Raw genomic sequence first — 19,556 nt, 5'->3', positions numbered from 1 at the left:
TAGCCGCGGCGGCCCGGGCGCTCACCCGCTTTTGTGGAGGGCCTCACCCGGCGGGCAGCCCCGCCGTGTCCGCCGCCGTGCGCAGCACCTCGCGCAGCATCTCGGGGGTGAGCCGGCCGGTGAAGGTGTTGCGCTGGCTGACGTGGAAGCAGCCGAAGAGGTGCAGGCCGGGTCCGTCGGCGGCGTCCAGCCGCACGTGCCGGCCGTGCGCGAAGGCCGGGCGGGGGCGGGGCACGGTCCAGCCCGCCCCGGCGAACGCGGGCAGCGCGGCCTGCCAGCCGAAGGCACCGAGGACGACCACCGCCCGCAGCGTCGGCCGCAGCAGCTCCAGCTCCTGGACGAGCCAGGAACGGCAGGTGTCCCGTTCGGCGGGGGTGGGCTTGTTCGCGGGCGGGGCGCAGTGCACCGGCGAGGTGACGCGCACGCCGTACAGCTCCAGACCGTCGTCGGCCCGGACCGCGGTGGGCTGCGAGGCGAGGCCCACGTCGTACAGCGCCTGGTACAGGACGTCTCCGGAGCGGTCGCCGGTGAACATCCGGCCGGTGCGGTTGCCGCCGTGGGCGGCGGGGGCCAGTCCGACGATCAGCAGCCGGGCGTCGGGCGGGCCGAACCCCGGCACCGGCCGGCCCCAATACGTCCAGTCGGCGAAGGCGGCCCGCTTGGTACGGGCGACCTCCTCGCGCCACTCGACCAGCCTCGGGCAGGCCCGGCACCCCGCGATGCGCTGGTCGAGTACGGAGAGGCCGCCGGTGTCCATGCGTCCACCGTAAGACCTCGGCCCGCGGGTACGGGACACGCGGGGGTCCGTGGAGCTGGTCGGGGTCCGCCGATGGCCACCGAAATTGCGGCCCGTTCCGCCGCGCCGGGCGGTTAGGGTCGGAGCATGGCTTCCGAGCATGACGAAGGCGGGAGCGGCCGGGTGGCCGCCGCGCGGGACGACGCCGCTGCCACCGCCGGGGCACCCGACCCGAAGACGGCGGCGGCGATCGCCGCCGCCGAGGCGGCCGGGCCGCAGCACGGCGAGAGCGTCCGCGTGGACAGCTGGATCTGGGCCGTCCGCCTGATCAAGACCCGCTCGCTGGGCGCGACCGCCTGCCGCGGCGGCCACGTCCGGGTGAACGGCGAGCGGGTCAAGCCCGCCCACTCGCTCCGCGTCGGCGACGAGGTGCGCCTGCGACAGGAGGGCCGGGAGCGGATCGTCGTCGTGAAGCGGCTGATCCGCAAGCGCGTCGGGGCGCCGGTCGCCGTCCAGTGCTACGTCGACAACTCCCCGCCGCCCCCGCCCCGCGAGGCCGTCGCCCCGGCCGGTATCCGCGACCGGGGCGCCGGACGCCCGACCAAGCGGGACCGCCGCGAGATGGACCGGCTGCGCGGGCTCGAGGGCCTGAGCAGCTCCCGGCGGGACGCCGCGAACCGCCCCTGAGCGGGGCCGGTTCGCGGGCGGTCCGGTCCTGATCAGCCGCGCCGGACCCGCGACCGCACCAGCCGGAGCAGGTCCTCGTTGTGCCCGCGGCGGGCCCGGGCGATGACCAGGAGCGGCACCATCAGGACGAGCGGCGTCGCCGCGTTCGCCCCGTCGAAGCTGGTGAGCTGGACGACGAACGCGCCCACCATCAGTGCGCTCAGCGCCGCCGCGGCCACCGACTGAAGCACCGGGACGACCAGGGCGATCGCTCCGGCCAGTTCGAGGACACCGATCGCGTACATGCCCGCGTCGCCCCAGCCCATCTCCGCGAAGGCGTCCGCCGCCGAGGAGTGCCCGATCAGCTTGGGCAGGGCGCTCGCGAGGGCGAAGAACAGCGCGAGGAACACCTGCACCACGCGCAGGGCGACCCGGGCGCCACGCCCGCGGGCCGACACGGTGGAGGCGGGGGAAACGGTGGGGGCGGGGGAAACGGTGGTCTCGGACATGGCGCTCTCCTGGGCTGGGCGGTCCGTGCTGCTGTCGGGATACAGACCGCTCGCCGCCCCGGAACTCATCGCCGCGGCGTGCCGCTACCCCTGCGCGGGAACCGCCCTCACCCACGTCCCGTCCTCGGTGAGATACCGGTCCACCGCCAGTCCCACCTCCCCCAGTGCCTCCTCGAACTGCTCCGTGGTCAGCGGGCGGGCCCGGAAGGTCTGGGTCCAGACGGCGTCCGGGAACTCGTACTCCGCCCGGACGGAGTTGACGCCGTCACCCACCGGGTCCGCCGACAGGATCCGGACGGTGAAGCCGCTGGGGTCCACCCGCTCCCGCGGCACGTTCGTGTGGTAGTCCGCTCCCTCCCGCTGGATCAGCACACAGCCCGTCTCCTCGACATGCCGGGCACAGGTGCGCAGCAGCCCGCGCCGCACCTCGACGTCCCCGGTGTGCACGAGGAACGACGCCAGCATCACCGCGTCGAAGCGCTCGCCGAGGTCGAGGTCCTCGATCGGGCTGCATATGGTGCGCGCCCCACGCACGTGCTCCAGCATCTCGGCGGACTCGTCCACCGCGGTGACGGTGAACCCGCGCTCCAGCAGGGGGTGGGTCATGCGCCCCACGCCGCTGCCCAGCTCCAGGATCCGCGCGCCCTCGGGCACGGCGGCGGCGACGATGTCCGGCTCGGCTCCGGCGGGCAGCCGCGAATAGAGCGCGACGGCGCAGCCGTCCGGCGTGATGGCTCCGGGTCCCGTCCCCTGGTGTCCCTCTCGCATTCTCAGTTCCATGCCCGTCCAACGGCCCACGCCCGCACAGCCGTTCCCCTCCGGTGCGGATTCACCCGTCCGAGTGAACGCGCCGGTTCCCAAAGGGGCCGCCGGGCCGGCGGTACGGCTCGCTTCCCCCTCCCGACCTGCCGCAGTAGGTTCGATAGAGGAGTGGTGAACCGATGCGTACGGGCAGTGAACCGGCGACCGCGCGCAGTGCCCTGCGGGCGCGGTTCTGGCTGAGCCTGTGGGGGCTGGTCTGGGCCGTCTTCGGCACGGCCGCCTTCGCGCTCACCGGGCGGTTCGGCTGGGCACTGGCCTGCGGAGTGCTGTGGCTCGTCGTCACGGTCGACCTGGCCGTGATCCTCCGGCACATCCGCCAGGGTCCGCACTACCAGCCGGGCCGGAACATCCCGCCGTACCCGCCGCCGAGACGCTGACCGTCAGGAGTCGAAGCGCGCCTGCTGGAGGTACTCCGGGTTCGGGTCCAGCGCGGCCGCCAGCCGGAAGTGACGGCGGGCCTGGTCGGGACAGCCCCGGCGCTCGTAGGTGCGGGCGAGGGCGAAGTGCGCGAACGCGTTGTCCGGCTCGCGCTCCAGGACGATGGTGAACTCCAGCTCGGCCGGTCGCAGTTGCGCCGCCGCGAAGAAGGCACGCGCGCGCAGCAGCCGCGCGGCGGTGTTCTCGGGGTGGGCGCCGATGACTCCGTCGAGCAGTTTCACCGCGCCGCGCGGGTCCCGCGCCGCGAGCAGCTGCTCGGCGGCACGGAAGTCGATGACATCCGTCTCCGGAGTACGTCCGGTGGGACTGCTGGTCTCGGGCACGGCTGAGTCCTTCCCTCGCTGCAAGGGATCAACGCACGCGCGGGGGCCGCTATTCCGTGTGCGTCCTGCGCACCAGTTCGTCCCAGACCTCCTTGACGCGGCGCCGCAGTTCCTCCAGCGGTACGTCGTTGTCGACGACCAGGTCGGCGATCTCCCGGCGCTGCTCGCGCGTCGCCTGGGCGGCCATGCGGTTTCGTGCGTCCTGCTCGGTCATGCCGCGCAGCCGGACCAGCCGGTCGAGCTGGGTGGCCGGGTCGGCGTCCACGACGATCACGAGGTCGTACAGCGGCGCCAGGCCGTTCTCCGTGAGCAGGGGGACGTCGTGGACGACGACGGCGTCCTCGGCGGCGGCCTCCTCCAGGGCGCGGGAGCGCTCACCGACCAGGGGGTGCACGATGCCGTTCAGGACGGCCAGCTTCTCCGGGTCGGCGAACACGATCGCGCCCAGTTTCGGCCGGTCCAGGCTGCCGTCCTCGGCCAGGACGTCCTCGCCGAACGCCGCCACGACCGCCGCGAGTCCCGGTGTTCCGGGGGCGACGACCTCGCGCGCGATCCGGTCGGCGTCGATCAGTACGGCGCCGTGCTCGACGAGGAGCCGGGACACCTCGCTCTTGCCGGCGCCGATCCCTCCGGTCAGGCCCACCTTCAGCATGGGCGGAAGCTTAGAGGGTGCCGGTCACGACGTCAGTTGTCGCCCTCCCGCTCCGCGAGGAACCGTTCGAACTCGCGGCCGATCTCGTCCGCGGACGGGATCTCGACGGGTTCGGCGAGCATGTTGCCCCTGGTCTCGGCGCCCGCGGCGGCGTCGTACTGGTGCTCGAGGCCCTGGACGAGGGCGGTGAGCTCCTCGTCGCCCTCCTGGATCTGCCGGTCGATCTCCGTCTGGGTGCGGTGGGCGTCCGTGCGCAGGGAGTGCGCGATGCCCGGCAGGACCAGACCGGTCGCCGCGGTGATCGCCTCCAGGACGGTCAGTGCCGCGTCCGGGTACGCGGAGCGGGCGATGTAGTGCGGGACGTGCGCGGCGACGCCCAGCACGTCGTGGCCGGCCTGCGCGAGCCGGTACTCGACGAGGGCCTCCGCGCTGCCGGGGACCTGCGCCTCCTCGAAGGGGCTGCGATGGCCCGGCACCAGGTCGGTGCGGCTGCCGTGCGGGGTGATGCCGACGGGGCGGGTGTGCGGGACGCCCATCGGGATGCCGTGGAAACTCACCGCGAGGCGCACGCCGAGCCGCTCCACGATCTGTGCCACGGCCGCGGCGAACCGCTCCCACTCGACGTCCGGCTCGGGGCCCGACAGGAGCAGGAACGGCGCTCCGGTGGCGTCCTGGACGAGGCGCACCTCGATGGTGGGTTCCTCGTAGTCCGTGTAGGTGTCCCGCTTGAACGTCAGCAGCGGCCGACGCGCCCGGTAGTCCACGAGCCGGTCGTGGTCGAAGCGGGCGACGACCTGGTGGGGCAGCGAGTCGAGCACCTGGTCGACGATCTGGTCGCCGGTCTCCCCGGCGTCGATGTATCCGTCGAAGTGGTACAGCATGACCAGTCCGGCGGACTCCTGGGCGAGTGCCATGTCGACGACGGCAAGGCCCTTCGGCTCCCAGGCGTACAAATCCTGCGGATCAAGCACAGTGACCGCTCCCCTCCATGTGTTCGTCTGTGGCAACGCCTTTGTGGGGTGGGGCATTCCCGCCAGGACACACCGAAGGGGCCGCACCTCGGAAGGTGCGGCCCCTCGGCTACCGCTGTGCTGCGACCGCTGGGATCAGCGGCCGGTGTTCAGAGCTTCAGCTCTGGCCGCCGGCCAGCTTCTCGCGCAGCGCGGCCAGCGCCTCGTCCGACGCCAGGGCGCCGGAGTTGTCGCCGCCCTCGGAGGAGTACGAGCCGCCGCCGCCACCACTGGAGGCGGCCGGAGCCGCACCAGCGGTGTCGACACCCTCGGCAGCGGCCTTCTCGTCCGCCTCGCGGGACTTGATGACCTGCGCCTGGTGCTGCTCGAAGCGCTGCTGGGCCTCGGCGTACTGCGTCTCCCACGCCTCGCGCTGGGTCTCGTAGCCCTCGAGCCAGTCGTTGGTCTCGGGGTCGAAGCCCTCGGGGTAGATGTAGTTGCCCTGGTCGTCGTAGGACGCGGCCATGCCGTACAGGGTCGGGTCGAACTCGACCGTGGACGGGTCGGCACCGAAGGCCTCGTTGGCCTGCTTCAGCGAGAGGCTGATGCGGCGGCGCTCGAGGTCGATGTCGATGACCTTGACGAAGATCTCGTCGTTGACCTGGACGACCTGCTCCGGGATCTCCACGTGGCGCTCGGCCAGCTCGGAGATGTGGACCAGACCCTCGATGCCCTCGTCCACGCGGACGAACGCACCGAACGGAACCAGCTTCGTGACCTTGCCGGGCACGACCTGGCCGATCTGGTGGGTGCGGGCGAACTGCTGCCACGGGTCTTCCTGGGTCGCCTTCAGCGACAGGGAGACACGCTCGCGGTCCATGTCGACGTCGAGGACCTCGACGGTGACCTCCTGGCCGACCTCGACCACCTCGGACGGGTGGTCGATGTGCTTCCAGGACAGCTCGGAGACGTGGACCAGGCCGTCGACGCCACCCAGGTCCACGAAGGCACCGAAGTTGACGATCGAGGAGACGACGCCGGAACGCACCTGGCCCTTCTGGAGGGTGGTGAGGAACGTCTGGCGGACCTCGGACTGGGTCTGCTCCAGCCAGGCACGGCGGGACAGGACCACGTTGTTGCGGTTCTTGTCCAGCTCGATGATCTTCGCCTCGAGCTCCTTGCCCACGTAGGGCTGGAGGTCGCGGACGCGGCGCATCTCGACCAGGGAGGCCGGGAGGAAGCCGCGGAGGCCGATGTCGAGGATGAGACCACCCTTGACGACCTCGATGACGGTACCGGTGACGATCCCGTCCTCTTCCTTGATCTTCTCGATGGTGCCCCAGGCACGCTCGTACTGGGCGCGCTTCTTCGAGAGGATCAGGCGGCCTTCCTTGTCCTCCTTCTGGAGAACAAGGGCCTCGATCTCGTCACCGACGGCGACGACCTCATTGGGGTCGACGTCGTGCTTGATCGAGAGCTCGCGGCTCGGGATAACGCCTTCGGTCTTGTAACCGATGTCGAGCAGGACCTCGTCCCGGTCGACCTTCACGATGACGCCGTCGACGATGTCGCCGTCGTTGAAGTACTTGATCGTCTCGTCGATCGCGGCGAGGAAGGCTTCCTCGTTACCGATGTCGTTGACCGCTACCTGCGGGGTGGTGGCGGTGGTCTCGGTGCTGCTCGTCATGTGGGAAAGGGCTCCGGTACGGACATTGAAGTCGTAGGTACTGCTTACGCCGGGAGCCCGTTTCGCTCTGCCGAAGCCGGACAGCCAAGGAAGCGTCACCGAAATCCACTGGTGACGCCTCGAGAACCGAGGGGACATACAACAGATGCGAGCGCGACCTGCTACGTCTGAGGTGCGCAGGCCCGCAGCGCAACTTGTAGCATACGGGGGCAGCCGGGCAGGGTCAATGCGCGAAGCCGCACACCCGGGGCGGATCCTCGCATACCCGGCACAAAAGCCGTCTCCCGAGGCCACACGGACCCCTGGACGCCCCTTGCCTGACACGCGGGGCGGGCGGCACGGAAGAGCCCGCAGACTAGTACGAGGGAGCCGGTCATCCAAGAGCCCATAACGTCCGAGGCCGAAGGAACCGACGGACCAGAGCCCGAGGCCACCCGGCGCGCGGCCGGTGTGACGGAGAGTTCCCGCGCCAACCGCGGCTGGTGGGACCGGAACGCGGACGAGTACCAGACCGAGCACGGCACCTTCCTCGGCGACGACCGCTTCGTGTGGTGTCCCGAGGGCCTGGACGAGGTGGAGGCCGAGCTGCTCGGCCCGGCGGAGGAGCTGAAGGGCAAGGACGTCCTGGAGATCGGCGCCGGCGCCGCCCAGTGCTCGCGCTGGCTGACCGCCCAGGGGGCCCGTGCGGTGGCCCTGGACCTCTCCCACCGCCAGCTCCAGCACGCCCTGCGCATCGGCGGCTCGTTCCCCCTGGTGTGTGCCGACGCGTCGGTGCTGCCCTTCGCGGACGGTTCGTTCGACCTGGCGTGCTCGGCGTACGGGGCGCTGCCGTTCGTCGCCGACCCGCGGCTGGTGCTGCGGGAGGTGCGCCGGGTGCTGCGGCCCGGCGGCCGCTTCGTCTTCTCCGTCACGCACCCGCTGCGCTGGGCGTTCCCGGACGAGCCGGGCCCCGAGGGGCTGTCGGTGTCCGCCTCGTACTTCGACCGGACGCCGTACGTCGAGCAGGACGACGAGGGCCTCGCGGTGTACGTCGAGCACCACAGGACGCTCGGTGACCGGGTGCGGGACGTGGTGGTGTCGGGGTTCCGGCTGGTGGACCTCGTGGAGCCGGAGTGGCCGGACTGGAACACCTCGGAGTGGGGCGGCTGGTCGCCGCTGCGCGGACACCTGATCCCGGGGACGGCGATCTTCGTCTGCGAGCGCGACTGAGCCGTACTCGGGGCGCGGGCGCCCGCGCGCGGAGGGCGGTTTCGCGGACGTACGACACTGGGGGCGTGATCCGTTACGACGCCCTGGACGCGCTGCCCGTGCGCGGTGCCCTGCCCGCGCTGCACGACGCCCTGGAGGGGCACGGCACGGCGGTGCTGGTCGCGCCGCCCGGCACCGGCAAGACGACGCTGGTGCCGCTCGCGCTGGCCGGGCTGCTGGGCGGGGACGAGGCTCCCGCGCGGCGCGTGGTCGTGGCCGAGCCGCGGCGGATCGCGGCGCGGGCGGCGGCCCGGCGGATGGCGTGGCTGCTGGGTGAGGAGCCGGGCGCGCGAGTCGGCTACACGGTGCGCGGGGAGCGGGTCGTCGGACGCCACGCGCGCGTGGAGGTCGTCACGACGGGTGTGCTGTTGCAGCGGCTCCAGCGGGACCAGGAGCTGACGGGCGTCGACGTGGTGGTGCTGGACGAGTGCCACGAGCGGCATCTGGACGCGGACACGTCGGCGGCGTTCCTGTGGGACGTGCGGCAGGCCCTACGGCCCGAGCTGCGGCTGGTGGCCGCGTCCGCCACGACCGACGCGGAGGGCTGGTCCCGGCTGCTGGGGGACGCGCCGGTCGTCGAGGCGCGGGGCGCGTCGTACCCCGTCGAGGTCGTGTGGGCGCCGCCGGTGCGTCCGGTGCGGCCGCCGCACGGGATGCGGGTGGACCCGGCGCTGCTCGCGCACGTGGCCGCGGTGGTACGGCGGGCGCTGGCCGAACGGGACGGGGACGTCCTGTGCTTCCTGCCGGGGGTCGGGGAGATCTCCCGGGTTTCGGGTCAGCTGGCGGGCCTCGGGGACGTGGACGTGCTCCAGGTGCACGGGCGGGCGCCCGCGGCCGTGCAGGACGCGGTGCTGGCGCCCGGGGCGCGGCGCAGGGTGGTGCTGGCGACCTCGGTGGCCGAGTCGTCGCTGACGGTCCCCGGCGTCCGGGTGGTCGTGGACGCGGGGCTGGCGCGGGAGCCGCGGGTGGACCACGCGCGCGGGCTCAGCGCGCTGACGACGGTACGGGCCTCGCGGGCGGCGGCACGGCAGCGGGCGGGCCGGGCCGGCCGCGAGGCGCCGGGGGTGGTGTACCGCTGCTGGGCGGAGGCGGAGGACGCCCGTCTGCCGCGGTTCCCGGCGCCGGAGATCAAGGTGGCCGACCTGACGGCGTTCGCGTTGCAGGCGGCCTGCTGGGGCGATCCGGACGCGTCCGGTCTGGCCTTGCTCGATCCGCCGCCGGGCGGGGCGATGACGGCCGCCCGGTCGGTGCTGGAGGCGGTCGGCGCGGTGGACTCCGCCGGCCGGGCGACGGACCGGGGCGCACGCCTGGCCCGCCTCGGCCTCCACCCCCGCCTGGGCCGCGCCCTCCTGGACGCGACGGACCTGGCCGCGACCCTCCCACCCCGGCCCACCTCGACACCGGCACCACCCACGGCCCCACACCCTGCCGACGGCCACACCACGCGTCCGACCACCTCCGAGGCCGGCGGCTCCCGGGCAGGCGGCTTCCGGGCCGACGCCACCCGCGCGGTCGGGTCCGGGACCGGCCGGGCCGGGGAGGCTTCCTTCCCGACAGCGGGCCACGCAGCGGACGCCACGGGGGCGGGTGGGGGTCGGAGCGGCGGTTCTCGGGCGGGGGGCCGTGGGGGCGAGGTGGTGGCGGAGGTGGTGGGGTTGTTGAGTGAGGAGGCGCCGCGGGAGTACGGGGACGATCTCGTGTCCGTACTGCGGGCGGCTCGGCGGGGTGGGGACGCGTACGGGCCGCGGTGGCGGGCCGAGGTGCGGCGGCTGCGGGCCGCCGTGGAGGGCGGGCGGGGAGTGCCGGTCGGCGACGACGTCCTCGCCGGGCTGGTGGCCGCGCTGGCGTTTCCCGAGCGGGTGGCCAGGAAGGACGGCGGTTCGTACCTGATGGTCTCCGGCACCCGGGCGGAACTGCCTCAGGCGTCGGCGCTGCGCGGGGCGCCGTGGATCGCGGTCGCCGTGGCCGACCGGCCCGTGGGCCGGGGGCACGCGCGCGTGCAGCTCGGCGCGGCCGTCGACGAGGAGATCGCCCGGCTCGCGGCGGGAGCGCTGCTGACCGAGCGGGACGAGGTGCACTGGGCCGACGGCGACGTGGTGGCCCGGCGGGTCGAGCGGCTCGGAGCGGTGGAACTGGCGGTGCGGCCCCTCGCCGACCCCGACCCCGCCCTCGTACGGGACGCGCTGCTGGAGGGGCTGCGCCGGGAGGGGCTCGGGCTGCTGCGTCGCTCGGCCGACGCCGACCTGCTGCGCAAGCGACTCGCGTTCCTGCGGCGGCACCTCGGTGAGCCCTGGCCGGAGGTCACCGACGAGGCACTGCTCGCGCGCGCGGACGAGTGGCTGGAACCCGAGTTGAGCCGGGCCCGGCGGCGGGCCGACCTGGGCCGGATCGACGCCGGGCAGGCGCTGACGCGGCTGCTGCCCTGGGCGTCCGGGGAAGCGGCGCGGCTCGACGAGCTGGCCCCCGAGCGGATCCTCGTCCCCAGTGGGTCCAGGATCCGGATCGACTACGGCGACCCCGAACAGCCCGTCCTCGCCGTGAAGTTGCAGGAGATGTTCGGGCTCCAGCGGTCACCCGAGATCGCCGGGGTGCCGCTCCTCGTACATCTGCTCTCCCCCGCCGGCCGCCCCGCCGCGGTCACCGCCGACCTGGCCTCGTTCTGGAAGGACGGCTACAAGGGCGTACGGGCGGAGCTGCGCGGCCGGTATCCGAAGCACCCGTGGCCGGAGGACCCGGCCACGGCGGAGCCGACGCGGTACACGAAGGCCCGGCTCGGCACGTGACCGGGCCCCGGCGGGGAAGCACCCCGCCGGGCGGGAGTGTGCCTACGCCTCCGGTGCCGTCGGCGTCTCGGTCGACGGGTCCGGCGTCGGTTCGGCCGCCTTGGCCACCTTCAGCGTGACGTCGAGGTGGGCGCCGCCCGCCGTGGTGAGGCGGAGGACGTAGGAGCCCTCGGCCTGGTCCGCGTACAGCTTCGGCAGCGTCAGCAGGCCCTTGGCGTCGGTCTTCAGGCCGGACAGCGTACGGACGGTCTTGCCGTCGGCGCCCTTGAAGTACGGGCCCTTGTCGTTCTCGGTCGGGTCGGCCGCGGACTTGATGAGCGTGGCGGTGACCGCGACCTTGTCCGCGACGGCGCCCTTGAGCGTGGCCTTCACCTGGACCGGGTCGGCGAACTCGCCGCCCGGCGTGCACGTCAGCTCGGTCGCGGTGGTGCGGGCGAGGGCGTCGGCGACCCGCTCGGTGACGGTGGCCTTGTAGTCGAGGCCCGGCACGGTACGGCCGATGACGGTGGCGCGGACGGTGAACTCGCCGGTCTGCTCGCCGGCCACCAGCGCGGGCGCGACGGCCACGCCGGAGGCGTCGGTGATGACCGCGGCGACCTTCTCGCCGCCGGTGAAGGTGGCGTCCGTGTCGCCCAGGACGGTGAACCGGACGCGCACCTTGCCGACGGCCTTTCCGGCCTTGGTCTCGGCGCGGGCGCTGAGCTTCTTGGCGAAGGTGTCGCCCGCGACCGCGGTGAGGCCGGTACTGCCGGCGTTCTCCAGGTGGTGCACCGTGTCGGTGGGCGTGGGGATGGGCGTGGGGTTCTCGGTCGGCGGCGCCGGGTCCGTGGGCGGCTTGGTGCTCGGGCGCCCGGGGTCGGTGGGCTTGCCCGAGGCCGGCGGCTTGCTCGGGGACGGGTCGGGGCTCGGCTTCACCGTGCCCGGCGCCTGGGACCCCGTGTGCGCGCCCGTGCGGCCCGGTGAGGGACTGATGCCCAGGTCGGGGTCGTCGCTGCGGCCGACCGGGAGGCTGCCGGTGCCGTCCGGGATCTCCTGGATGCCCCTGCGGTAGTGCTCCAGCCACGACAGGACCGTGTTCAGGTAGTCCTGCGAGTTGTTGTAGCTGAGGATCGCGCGGTTGAGGTCGGCCTGGACGGACAGGTCCCAGCCGTTGCGGCACAGGTAGTGGCCGGCGGCGAGGGCGGCGTCGTAGACGTTGTTGGGGTCTTCCTTGCCGTCGCCGTTGCCGTCGCGGCCCGCCCACGCCCAGGTCGACGGGATGAACTGCATGGGACCGACGGCGTTGTCGTAGCTGCTGTTGCCGTCGTAGACGCCGTTGTCGGTGTCCTTGATGAGCGCGAAGCCGTTGCCGTCGAGCTGCGGGCCGATGATCCTGCCGATGGTGGTACCGGCCGCGTCGACGCGGCCGCCGCGGGCCTGACCGGACTCCACCTTGCCGATGGCGGCGAGCAGTTGCCACGGCAGGTTGCAGCCGGGCTTGGACCGGCGCAGCTCCGACTCGGCCTGCTTGTAGGCGTCGAGGACGGTGGCGGGAATGCCGGCCTCTGCCGAACCCCGGGCGGGAGGGGTGCCCGTGGTCGGGGAGGGAAGCGGACTGTTGAGGGGCGGCAGGTCGGTGTAGTAGGGCGAGTTGCCGGTGGCACTCTCCTGGGACGACGGGTCGGACGTCGGCGCGTTGTCGGCGGTGGTCTGTCTGCCGTTGCCGTCGGCCGTCACGTCGGGGGCCTGGGACGCGGACAGGGCCGCGACCACGACCGCAGCCACGGTGGTGGTGACCGCCGCCTTGCGGAGCCTCCTGTCGAACTGCGCCGCCATAGAGTGAAGCCCTCCCCTGGACGCCCGCGCGTCCGTCTCCGTCCGTCTTCTGCTGTCGTACGCGCCCGTTGTACCGGCTGTGCCCGCCCTGTTGTGACGATCGACCGGCGCAGACGGTTGCACGGCGATCCTCCGAGCACCGTGCTCGTCTGTTCGACCAGTACGGTGCCGCAGGCGACCCTACGACAACTTCCTTTGCGCGGGCACCCGTTCCTGCCCGATATTCACCACTTGGCCATATGAGCCCCGGGACTGTACGTCAGTACGGAGCCGGACCGCCGCGTCGCGCGCCGAGGGTGTCGGCGGTCGCGACGAAGACGGTGAAGGTGTGGGCGGGCCGGGGGCGCGGCAGCAGGGTGAGGGCCAGCGCGAGGTAGCCGCGGGCCAGGTCGGCCCACAACCGCCAGGCGGGTGTCTCCTGCGGAACGGTGGCCGCGGGGGTGCGGCGGGCGAGTCCGCGGCGGAGGCCGGTCGCGGTGCGGCGCAGGACCGTCGGGAGGGTGGCGGGGGTGCGGCCGGTACTTGCGCCCGGGGCGCAGACCGGGACCGGGAGGAGTGGCACGCGGGCGGGTGCGTCGGTGCGTGCCCATGCCGGTGTCGTCCGGGGGTGGAGCATGCGTATACCCATGCCCGCATCCTCACGGGAGAGCGGGGGTGGGGCGTTTCCTCGGGGGCCACCGGAGTGACGGGGGGTGGGCGCAGCGGGCTCTGGGCGCGCAGCCCGGCGCTGACCGGGTGGCCGGCGCGAGCGGACCGGGGACTGCGCAGCCCGTCGCTGACCAGGTAGGCGGCGCGGGTGGGGCCCGGGGGGGGTGCGCAGCCCGGCGTAACGGGGTGCCGCTGCGCCCACCCGTGCCGCCCCAGCGGCACGACTGCCCGCAGCGGCGGCGGGGGAACGGCGACTGCCCGCAGCTACGGCGGGTGGCGGCTAGTGTGCTGCCGATTCCCAGTCTGGGCCCGAGCCCACGGAGACGCCCAGGGGGACCCTGAGCTGCACCGCGTTGGCCATTTCGCGGCGCACGAGTTCCTCCGCCGCCGCGCGCTCCCCCGGGGCGATCTCCAGGACGATTTCGTCGTGGACCTGGAGGAGCATGCGGGACGTGAGGCCGGCCTCGCGCAGCGCCCGGTCCACGTTGAGCATGGCGATCTTGACGATGTCGGCCGCCGTGCCCTGGATCGGCGCGTTCAGGGCCATCCGCTCGGCCGCCTCGCGGCGCTGGCGGTTGTCGCTGTTGAGGTCGGGCAGATAGCGGCGGCGGCCGAAGAGGGTCGCCGTGTATCCGGTGGCCCGTGCCTCGTCGACGACCCGGCGCAGATAGTCCCGTACGCCGCCGAAGCGCTCGAAGTAGGCGTCCATCAGGCCCCGTGCCTCGGCCGCCTCGATGTTCAGCTGCTGGGAGAGCCCGAAGGCGGACAGTCCGTACGCCAGGCCGTAGGACATGGCCTTGATCTTGCGGCGCATCTCGGCGTCCACGGCGGACTGCTCGACGGAGAAGACCTGGGCGGCGGCGGTGGTGTGCAGGTCCTCGCCGGACGTGAACGCCTCGGTCAGGCCCGCGTCCTCGGAGAGGTGGGCCATCACCCGCAGCTCGATCTGGCTGTAGTCGGCCGTCATCAGGGACTCGAAGCCCTCGCCGACCACGAAGCCGCGGCGGATCGCCCGGCCCTCGTCGGTGCGGACCGGGATGTTCTGGAGGTTCGGGTCGGTGGAGGAGAGGCGGCCGGTCGCGGCGACCGTCTGGTTGAACGTGGTGTGGATGCGCCCGTCCGCGGCGATGGTCTTGATCAGGCCCTCCACCGTGACGCGCAGCTTGGCCTGCTCGCGGTGGCGGAGCATGATCACCGGCAGTTCGTTGTCCGTCTGGGCCGCGAGCCAGGCCAGGGCGTCGGCGTCGGTGGTGTAGCCGGTCTTGGTCTTCTTGGTCTTCGGCAGGTTCAGCTCGCCGAAGAGGACCTCCTGGAGCTGCTTGGGCGAGCCCAGGTTGAACTCACGGCCGGCCGCCGCGTGCGCCTCCTTCACGGCCTGCTGGACGGCGCCCGCGAACATCTGCTCCATGGCCTGGAGGTGCTCGCGGTCGGCCGCGATGCCGTGCCGCTCCATGCGGGCGAGCAGCGCGGAGGTGGGCAGCTCCATGTCGCGCAGCAGATCGGCGGCGCCGACCTCCGCCAGGCGGCTCTCGAAGGTCTCGCCCAGGTCGAGGATGGCGCGGGCCTGCACCATCAGCACCTCGGCCTCGGCGCCCTCGTCCGCGCCGAAGGCGAGCTGTCCGTCGGCCGCGGCGGCGGGGGCCAGCTCACGGTGCAGGTACTCCAGGGACAGCGCGTCCAGGTCGAAGGAGCGGCGTCCCGGCTTGACCAGGTAGGCGGCCAGCGCGGTGTCCATGCCCACGCCCGCGACGCTCCAGCCGTGCTCGGCGAAGACGCGCATCGCGCCCTTGGCGTTGTGGAAGACCTTCGGCCGGTCCGGGTCGGAGAGCCAGGAGCGGAACGCCGTCTCGTCGGCCTCGTCGATCTCCGTCGGGTCGAACCAGGCGGCCTTCCCGTCGGACGCGGCGAGCGCGACCTCGGCCACCGAGCCGGTGCCCAGGGCCCAGGTGTCGACCGTGGCCACACCGAGCGGCCGGGTGCCGTGCTCGGCGAGCCAGCCGGCCAGCTCGCCGGTGCCCAGCACGGTGCCGTCCAGCTCCACGCCGTCCGCGACCACCGGGGTGGCCTCGGCCTCCTCGGCGCCCGGGTCGACGGCGTAGAGCCGCTCGCGCAGGGAGGGGTTGCGGATCTCCAGGGTGTCCAGGATCACCGCGACGCCCTTGCGGTCGTAGGCCGTCCGCTCCAGGTCGGTGACGGTCCTCGGCAGCTCGACCCGGCGCTCCAGCTCGGTGAGCCGGCGGTTGAGCTTCACGGACTCCAGGTGGTCGCGCAGGTTCTGCCCGGCCTTGCCCTTGACCTCGTCGGCGCGCTCGACCAGCTCCGCGAACGACCCGAACTGGTTGATCCACTTCGCGGCGGTCTTCTCGCCGACGCCCGGGATGCCGGGCAGGTTGTCGGACGGGTCGCCGCGCAGCGCCGCGAAGTCGGGGTACTGGGCGGGGGTCAGCCCGTACTTCTCGAAGACCTTCTCCGGGGTGAAGCGGGTCAGCTCGGAGACGCCCTTGGTCGGGTACAGGACCGTGGTGTGCTCGCTGACCAGCTGGAAGGAGTCCCGGTCGCCGGTGACGATCAGCACGTCGAAGCCCTCGGCCTCGGCCTGGGTGGCGAGGGTGGCGATGACGTCGTCGGCCTCGAAGCCCTCGACGGCGAAGCGGGGGACGTGCATGGAGTCGAGCAGCTCGCCGATCAGCTCCACCTGCCCCTTGAACTCGTCCGGGGTCTTGGAGCGGTTCGCCTTGTACTCGGTGAACTCCTCGGAGCGCCAGGTCTTGCGGGAGACGTCGAACGCCACCGCGAAGTGGGTGGGCGCCTCGTCACGCAGGGTGTTGGCCAGCATCGACGCGAAGCCGTAGATCGCGTTGGTCGGCTGGCCGGTCGCGGTCGTGAAGTTCTCCGCGGGCAGCGCGAAGAACGCGCGGTACGCCAGCGAGTGCCCGTCCATGAGCATCAGCCGCGGTCGGTCGCCGGAGGTGCTGTCGGTCTTCTTCGATGCTGTCTTCGCCACGACTCCGATCCTGCCACGTGGCACTGACAGTCGGTGCCGCGATCGCCGGTGGCACGGGCGCGGCCATTCGTCGGCGGGTGCGTCGTGGCTGGTCGCGCCCACGCGGCGGAGCCGCACAGTGAGCAGAGCCCCGCACCCCTTTGGAGGCCAGTCGCGCCCGGCATCGGTAGCTGCGGCCGGGGCGTGCGAGGATCGGAGACGTACTTCACAACGCGTAAGCGAAGGAGCGCGCGATGGCGACCAAGCCGCCCAAGGGTGATCCGGTTCAGGACGCGCCGCGGGTCTCGGAGCCGCAGCACGCGGCGGCGGGCATCCCGGCCATCGGGCACACCCTGCGGGTCGCGCAGCGGCAGATGGGTGTGCGGCGGACGGCGCTGACGCTGCTGAGCGTCAACCAGAAGGACGGCTTCGACTGCCCGGGCTGCGCCTGGCCGGAGGGCGACCACCGGCACAAGGCGGAGTTCTGCGAGAACGGCGCGAAGGCCGTGGCCGAGGAGGCCACCCTGCGCCGCGTCACCCCGGAGTTCTTCGCCGCGCACTCCGTGGCCGATCTCGCGACCCGCAGCGGCTACTGGCTGGGCCAGCAGGGCCGGCTGACGCACCCGGTGTACCTGCCGGAGGGCGGCGAGCACTACGAGCCGGTCACCTGGGAGCGCGCCTTCGACATCGTCGCGGAGGAGATCGCCGCGCTGGACTCGCCCGACGAGGCGGTCTTCTACACCTCGGGGCGCACCAGCAACGAGGCGGCGTTCCTGTACCAGCTCTTCGCGCGCGAGCTGGGCACCAACAACCTGCCGGACTGCTCCAACATGTGCCACGAGTCGTCCGGCTCGGCCCTGTCCGAGACCATCGGCGTCGGCAAGGGCAGCGTCCTGCTGGAGGACCTGTACAAGTCCGACCTGATCATCGTGGCGGGCCAGAACCCGGGCACCAACCACCCGCGGATGCTCTCGGCGCTGGAGAAGGCCAAGGCGAACGGCGCGCGGATCATCAGCGTCAATCCGCTGCCCGAGGCCGGTCTGGAGCGCTTCAAGAACCCGCAGACCCCCAAGGGGCTCACCGCGGGCGCCTCCCTCACCGACCTGTTCCTGCAGATCCGCCTCGGCGGCGACCAGGCGCTGTTCCGGCTCCTGAACAAGCTGATCCTCGAGACGGAGGGCGCGGTCGACCAGACCTTCGTCGAGGAACACACGCACGGCTACGAGGAGTTCGCCGCGGCCGCCCGCGCCGCCGACTGGGACGAGACGCTCGCGGCGACCGGTCTCACGCGCGCGGAGATCGAGGCGGCGCTGCGCATGGTGCTCGCCTCCGAGCGCACCATCGTGTGCTGGGCGATGGGCCTGACCCAGCACAAGCACGCGGTGCCCACGATCCGCGAGGTGGTGAACTTCCTGCTGCTGCGCGGCAACATCGGCCGTCCCGGCGCGGGCGTCTGCCCGGTGCGCGGCCACTCCAACGTGCAGGGCGACCGCACGATGGGCATCTTCGAGCGGCCCGCGCCCGCCTTCCTGGACGCCCTGGAGAGGGAGTTCGGCTTCGCCCCGCCGCGCGAGCACGGCTACGACGTCGTACGGGCCATCCGCGCGCTGCGCGACGGCGACGCGAAGGTCTTCTTCGCCATGGGCGGCAACTTCGTCTCCGCCTCCCCCGACACGGAGGTCACCGAGGCGGCGATGCGCCGCGCCCGGCTCACCGTGCACGTGTCGACGAAGCTGAACCGCTCGCACGCGGTCACGGGCGCCCGGGCGCTCATCCTGCCGACGCTGGGCCGCACGGAGCGGGACCTCCAGGGCGGCGGCGAGCAGTTCGTGACCGTCGAGGACTCGATGGGCATGGTGCACGCCTCGCGCGGGCGGCTGGAGCCCGCGAGCCGGCAGCTGCTGTCCGAGCCCGCGATCGTGTGCCGGCTGGCGCGCCGGGTGCTGGGCGAGGAGAGCCGCACGCCGTGGGAGGAGTTCGAGAAGGACTACGCGACGGTCCGCGACCGCATCGGGCGGGTCGTGCCGGGCTTCGAGGACTTCAACGCGCGCGTGGCGCACCGCGGGGGCTTCGCCCTCCCGCACGCCCCGCGCGACGAGCGCCGCTTCCCGACGGCCACCGGCAAGGCCAACTTCACCGCCGCGCCGGTCGAGTTCCCCGAGTTGCCCGAGGGGCGGCTGCTGCTCCAGACACTGCGCTCGCACGACCAGTACAACACCACGATCTACGGCCTGGACGACCGCTACCGGGGGATCAAGAACGGCCGTCGCGTCGTCCTGGTCAACCCGGAGGACGCCCGGAGTCTGGACGTCGCGGACGGCTCGTACGTCGACCTGGTGAGCGAGTGGCGGGACGGGGTGGAGCGGCGGGCGCCCGGTTTCCGCGTCGTGCACTACCCGACGGCCCGGGGCTGCGCGGCGGCGTACTACCCGGAGACCAACGTGCTGGTGCCACTGGACGCCACCGCGGACACCAGCAACACCCCGGCCAGCAAGTCCGTGGTCGTCCGTCTGGAACAATCGGCGACCGACTGAGCGTTTGCTCAGCGAAGCGAAGCGATGCCGACGGCCGGCCGGCCCCAGCGACCGGCCGTCGGGCACAGACGGATCGACGAAACGGAGCCGGCCCATGGGCGAGCAGCAACAGGTGCAGTTCCCGCAGGAGGTCATCGACGAGTACGCCGCACTCGGCGTCGACCTGCCCGCGCTGTTCTCCGCCGGGCACCTGGGGACGCGCATGGGCGTCCAGATCGTCGAGGCGTCGGCGGACCGGGTCGTCGGCACGATGCCGGTGGAGGGCAACACGCAGCCGTACGGACTGCTGCACGGCGGCGCCTCGGCCGTGCTCGCCGAGACCCTCGGGTCGGTCGGCTCGATGCTGCACGGCGGCTCCTCCAAGATCGCCGTCGGTGTCGACCTGAACTGCACCCATCACCGCGGGGCCCGCTCCGGCCTGGTCACCGGGGTGGCCACGCCGGTGCACCGGGGCCGGTCGACGGCGACGTACGAGATCGTGATCAGCGACGAGCAGGACCGCCGGGTGTGCACGGCCCGGCTGACCTGCCTGCTGCGGGACGTGAACCCCGGCGACGCGGCCCCGGCAGGCGCGGCGGGCTGAGGGCCCGCGCCGGACGCTCCCCGGTGCCATGCCGGTCCGCGGCACCCGTGGCCGCGGCATGGCCCGCGGTCCCCCCGCGTCCTGGCGTCGGGGCATGGGACGGGGAGGGCCCCTCCGGCGGGGACGGGCGGCGCTGACGCCGGTGACGGCCGTCGCGGTCGTCGGCTGCGGCAACTCCC

Annotated in this window: 16 protein-coding genes; 6 read left to right on the top strand and 10 right to left on the bottom strand. The window is 73.0% G+C overall.

Annotated features, from left to right (window positions below; all coding sequences use genetic code 11):
• Positions 1-43: 43 nt before the first annotated feature.
• A complete protein-coding gene (locus tag ACIRGB_RS23985) occupies positions 44-757 on the bottom strand; it encodes a uracil-DNA glycosylase (protein WP_403868590.1) in 714 nt (237 codons plus the stop codon).
• 126 nt (positions 758-883) lie between these two features.
• On the opposite strand from ACIRGB_RS23985, the gene ACIRGB_RS23980 reads away from it, so the two are divergent.
• Positions 884-1,423 carry an RNA-binding S4 domain-containing protein gene (locus ACIRGB_RS23980; RefSeq protein ID WP_403868587.1) on the top strand — a complete coding sequence of 180 codons (540 nt, stop codon included), beginning with the start codon at positions 884-886 and terminating at the stop codon, positions 1,421-1,423.
• Between the two features lie 32 nt (positions 1,424-1,455).
• Here the strand turns inward: ACIRGB_RS23980 and ACIRGB_RS23975 are convergent, their stop codons facing one another.
• Positions 1,456-1,911 carry a DoxX family protein gene (locus ACIRGB_RS23975; protein WP_403868584.1) on the bottom strand — a complete coding sequence of 152 codons (456 nt, stop codon included), beginning with the start codon at positions 1,909-1,911 and terminating at the stop codon, positions 1,456-1,458.
• 84 nt (positions 1,912-1,995) lie between these two features.
• Positions 1,996-2,679 carry a class I SAM-dependent methyltransferase gene (locus ACIRGB_RS23970; RefSeq protein ID WP_403868581.1) on the bottom strand — a complete coding sequence of 228 codons (684 nt, stop codon included), beginning with the start codon at positions 2,677-2,679 and terminating at the stop codon, positions 1,996-1,998.
• A gap of 173 nt (positions 2,680-2,852) precedes the next feature.
• On the opposite strand from ACIRGB_RS23970, the gene ACIRGB_RS23965 reads away from it, so the two are divergent.
• Positions 2,853-3,110, top strand: coding sequence for a DUF6343 family protein (locus tag ACIRGB_RS23965; protein ID WP_398912642.1), 258 nt, complete (start codon positions 2,853-2,855; stop codon positions 3,108-3,110).
• Between the two features lie 3 nt (positions 3,111-3,113).
• Here ACIRGB_RS23965 and ACIRGB_RS23960 read toward each other — a convergent pair whose 3' ends face one another.
• The 4 genes from ACIRGB_RS23960 to rpsA form a co-directional block, all read right to left on the bottom strand.
• On the bottom strand, positions 3,114-3,494 hold the full coding sequence (locus tag ACIRGB_RS23960) for a M48 family metallopeptidase (protein ID WP_076973850.1): 381 nt from the start codon (positions 3,492-3,494) through the stop codon (positions 3,114-3,116).
• Between the two features lie 49 nt (positions 3,495-3,543).
• Positions 3,544-4,146 carry a dephospho-CoA kinase gene (coaE, locus tag ACIRGB_RS23955; RefSeq protein ID WP_403868577.1) on the bottom strand — a complete coding sequence of 201 codons (603 nt, stop codon included), beginning with the start codon at positions 4,144-4,146 and terminating at the stop codon, positions 3,544-3,546.
• Positions 4,147-4,178: 32 nt separating this feature from the next.
• Positions 4,179-5,117, bottom strand: coding sequence for a PAC2 family protein (locus ACIRGB_RS23950; protein ID WP_403868575.1), 939 nt, complete (start codon positions 5,115-5,117; stop codon positions 4,179-4,181).
• Between the two features lie 157 nt (positions 5,118-5,274).
• A complete protein-coding gene (gene rpsA / locus ACIRGB_RS23945) occupies positions 5,275-6,783 on the bottom strand; it encodes a 30S ribosomal protein S1 (RefSeq protein ID WP_403868572.1) in 1,509 nt (502 codons plus the stop codon).
• 375 nt (positions 6,784-7,158) lie between these two features.
• Between rpsA and ACIRGB_RS23940 the strand changes: the two genes are divergently transcribed.
• Both ACIRGB_RS23940 and ACIRGB_RS23935 read left to right on the top strand, forming a co-directional pair.
• Positions 7,159-7,992, top strand: a complete 834-nt coding sequence (locus ACIRGB_RS23940) for a class I SAM-dependent methyltransferase (RefSeq protein WP_403869116.1) — start codon at positions 7,159-7,161, stop codon at positions 7,990-7,992.
• Positions 7,993-8,057: 65 nt separating this feature from the next.
• A complete protein-coding gene (locus tag ACIRGB_RS23935; protein ID WP_403868569.1) occupies positions 8,058-10,814 on the top strand; it encodes an ATP-dependent RNA helicase in 2,757 nt (918 codons plus the stop codon).
• A 42-nt stretch (positions 10,815-10,856) separates the two neighbouring features.
• On the opposite strand, the gene ACIRGB_RS23930 is transcribed toward ACIRGB_RS23935, so the two are convergent.
• From ACIRGB_RS23930 to polA, 3 genes are all read right to left on the bottom strand, one after another.
• Positions 10,857-12,629, bottom strand: coding sequence for a lytic transglycosylase domain-containing protein (locus ACIRGB_RS23930; RefSeq protein ID WP_403868566.1), 1,773 nt, complete (start codon positions 12,627-12,629; stop codon positions 10,857-10,859).
• A 259-nt stretch (positions 12,630-12,888) separates the two neighbouring features.
• Positions 12,889-13,257: a hypothetical protein gene (locus ACIRGB_RS23925; RefSeq protein ID WP_403868563.1), complete on the bottom strand. Its 369-nt coding sequence runs from the start codon at positions 13,255-13,257 to the stop codon at positions 12,889-12,891.
• Between the two features lie 300 nt (positions 13,258-13,557).
• Positions 13,558-16,281: a DNA polymerase I gene (gene polA / locus ACIRGB_RS23920; RefSeq protein ID WP_403868561.1), complete on the bottom strand. Its 2,724-nt coding sequence runs from the start codon at positions 16,279-16,281 to the stop codon at positions 13,558-13,560.
• A gap of 233 nt (positions 16,282-16,514) precedes the next feature.
• Between polA and ACIRGB_RS23915 the strand changes: the two genes are divergently transcribed.
• The gene (locus ACIRGB_RS23915; RefSeq protein ID WP_403868558.1) at positions 16,515-18,794 is read left to right on the top strand and encodes an FdhF/YdeP family oxidoreductase; all 2,280 of its coding nucleotides are present in this window, start codon (positions 16,515-16,517) and stop codon (positions 18,792-18,794) included.
• 94 nt (positions 18,795-18,888) lie between these two features.
• The gene (locus tag ACIRGB_RS23910; protein WP_403868555.1) at positions 18,889-19,377 is read left to right on the top strand and encodes a PaaI family thioesterase; all 489 of its coding nucleotides are present in this window, start codon (positions 18,889-18,891) and stop codon (positions 19,375-19,377) included.
• Positions 19,378-19,556 lie beyond the last annotated feature (179 nt).

It is taken from the genome of Streptomyces sp. NPDC102490 (assembly GCF_044765285.1).
Taxonomy (GTDB): Bacteria; Actinomycetota; Actinomycetes; order Streptomycetales; family Streptomycetaceae; genus Streptomyces.
Note: the sequence above shows the minus strand (reverse complement) of the source record. Positions and strands in the feature narration are given on the sequence as shown.

What these genes read in the sequence shown, in the direction of transcription:
- ACIRGB_RS23985 (WP_403868590.1), bottom strand. Translation starts at nt 757, where the DNA reads ATGGACACCGGCGGCCTCTCCGTACTCGACCAGCGCATCGCGGGGTGC.
- ACIRGB_RS23980 (WP_403868587.1), top strand. Translation starts at nt 884, where the DNA reads ATGGCTTCCGAGCATGACGAAGGCGGGAGCGGCCGGGTGGCCGCCGCG.
- ACIRGB_RS23975 (WP_403868584.1), bottom strand. Translation starts at nt 1,911, where the DNA reads ATGTCCGAGACCACCGTTTCCCCCGCCCCCACCGTTTCCCCCGCCTCC.
- ACIRGB_RS23970 (WP_403868581.1), bottom strand. Translation starts at nt 2,679, where the DNA reads ATGCGAGAGGGACACCAGGGGACGGGACCCGGAGCCATCACGCCGGAC.
- ACIRGB_RS23965 (WP_398912642.1), top strand. Translation starts at nt 2,853, where the DNA reads ATGCGTACGGGCAGTGAACCGGCGACCGCGCGCAGTGCCCTGCGGGCG.
- coaE (WP_403868577.1), bottom strand. Translation starts at nt 4,146, where the DNA reads ATGCTGAAGGTGGGCCTGACCGGAGGGATCGGCGCCGGCAAGAGCGAG.
- rpsA (WP_403868572.1), bottom strand. Translation starts at nt 6,783, where the DNA reads ATGACGAGCAGCACCGAGACCACCGCCACCACCCCGCAGGTAGCGGTC.
- ACIRGB_RS23930 (WP_403868566.1), bottom strand. Translation starts at nt 12,629, where the DNA reads ATGGCGGCGCAGTTCGACAGGAGGCTCCGCAAGGCGGCGGTCACCACC.
- ACIRGB_RS23925 (WP_403868563.1), bottom strand. Translation starts at nt 13,257, where the DNA reads ATGGGTATACGCATGCTCCACCCCCGGACGACACCGGCATGGGCACGC.
- ACIRGB_RS23915 (WP_403868558.1), top strand. Translation starts at nt 16,515, where the DNA reads ATGGCGACCAAGCCGCCCAAGGGTGATCCGGTTCAGGACGCGCCGCGG.
- ACIRGB_RS23910 (WP_403868555.1), top strand. Translation starts at nt 18,889, where the DNA reads ATGGGCGAGCAGCAACAGGTGCAGTTCCCGCAGGAGGTCATCGACGAG.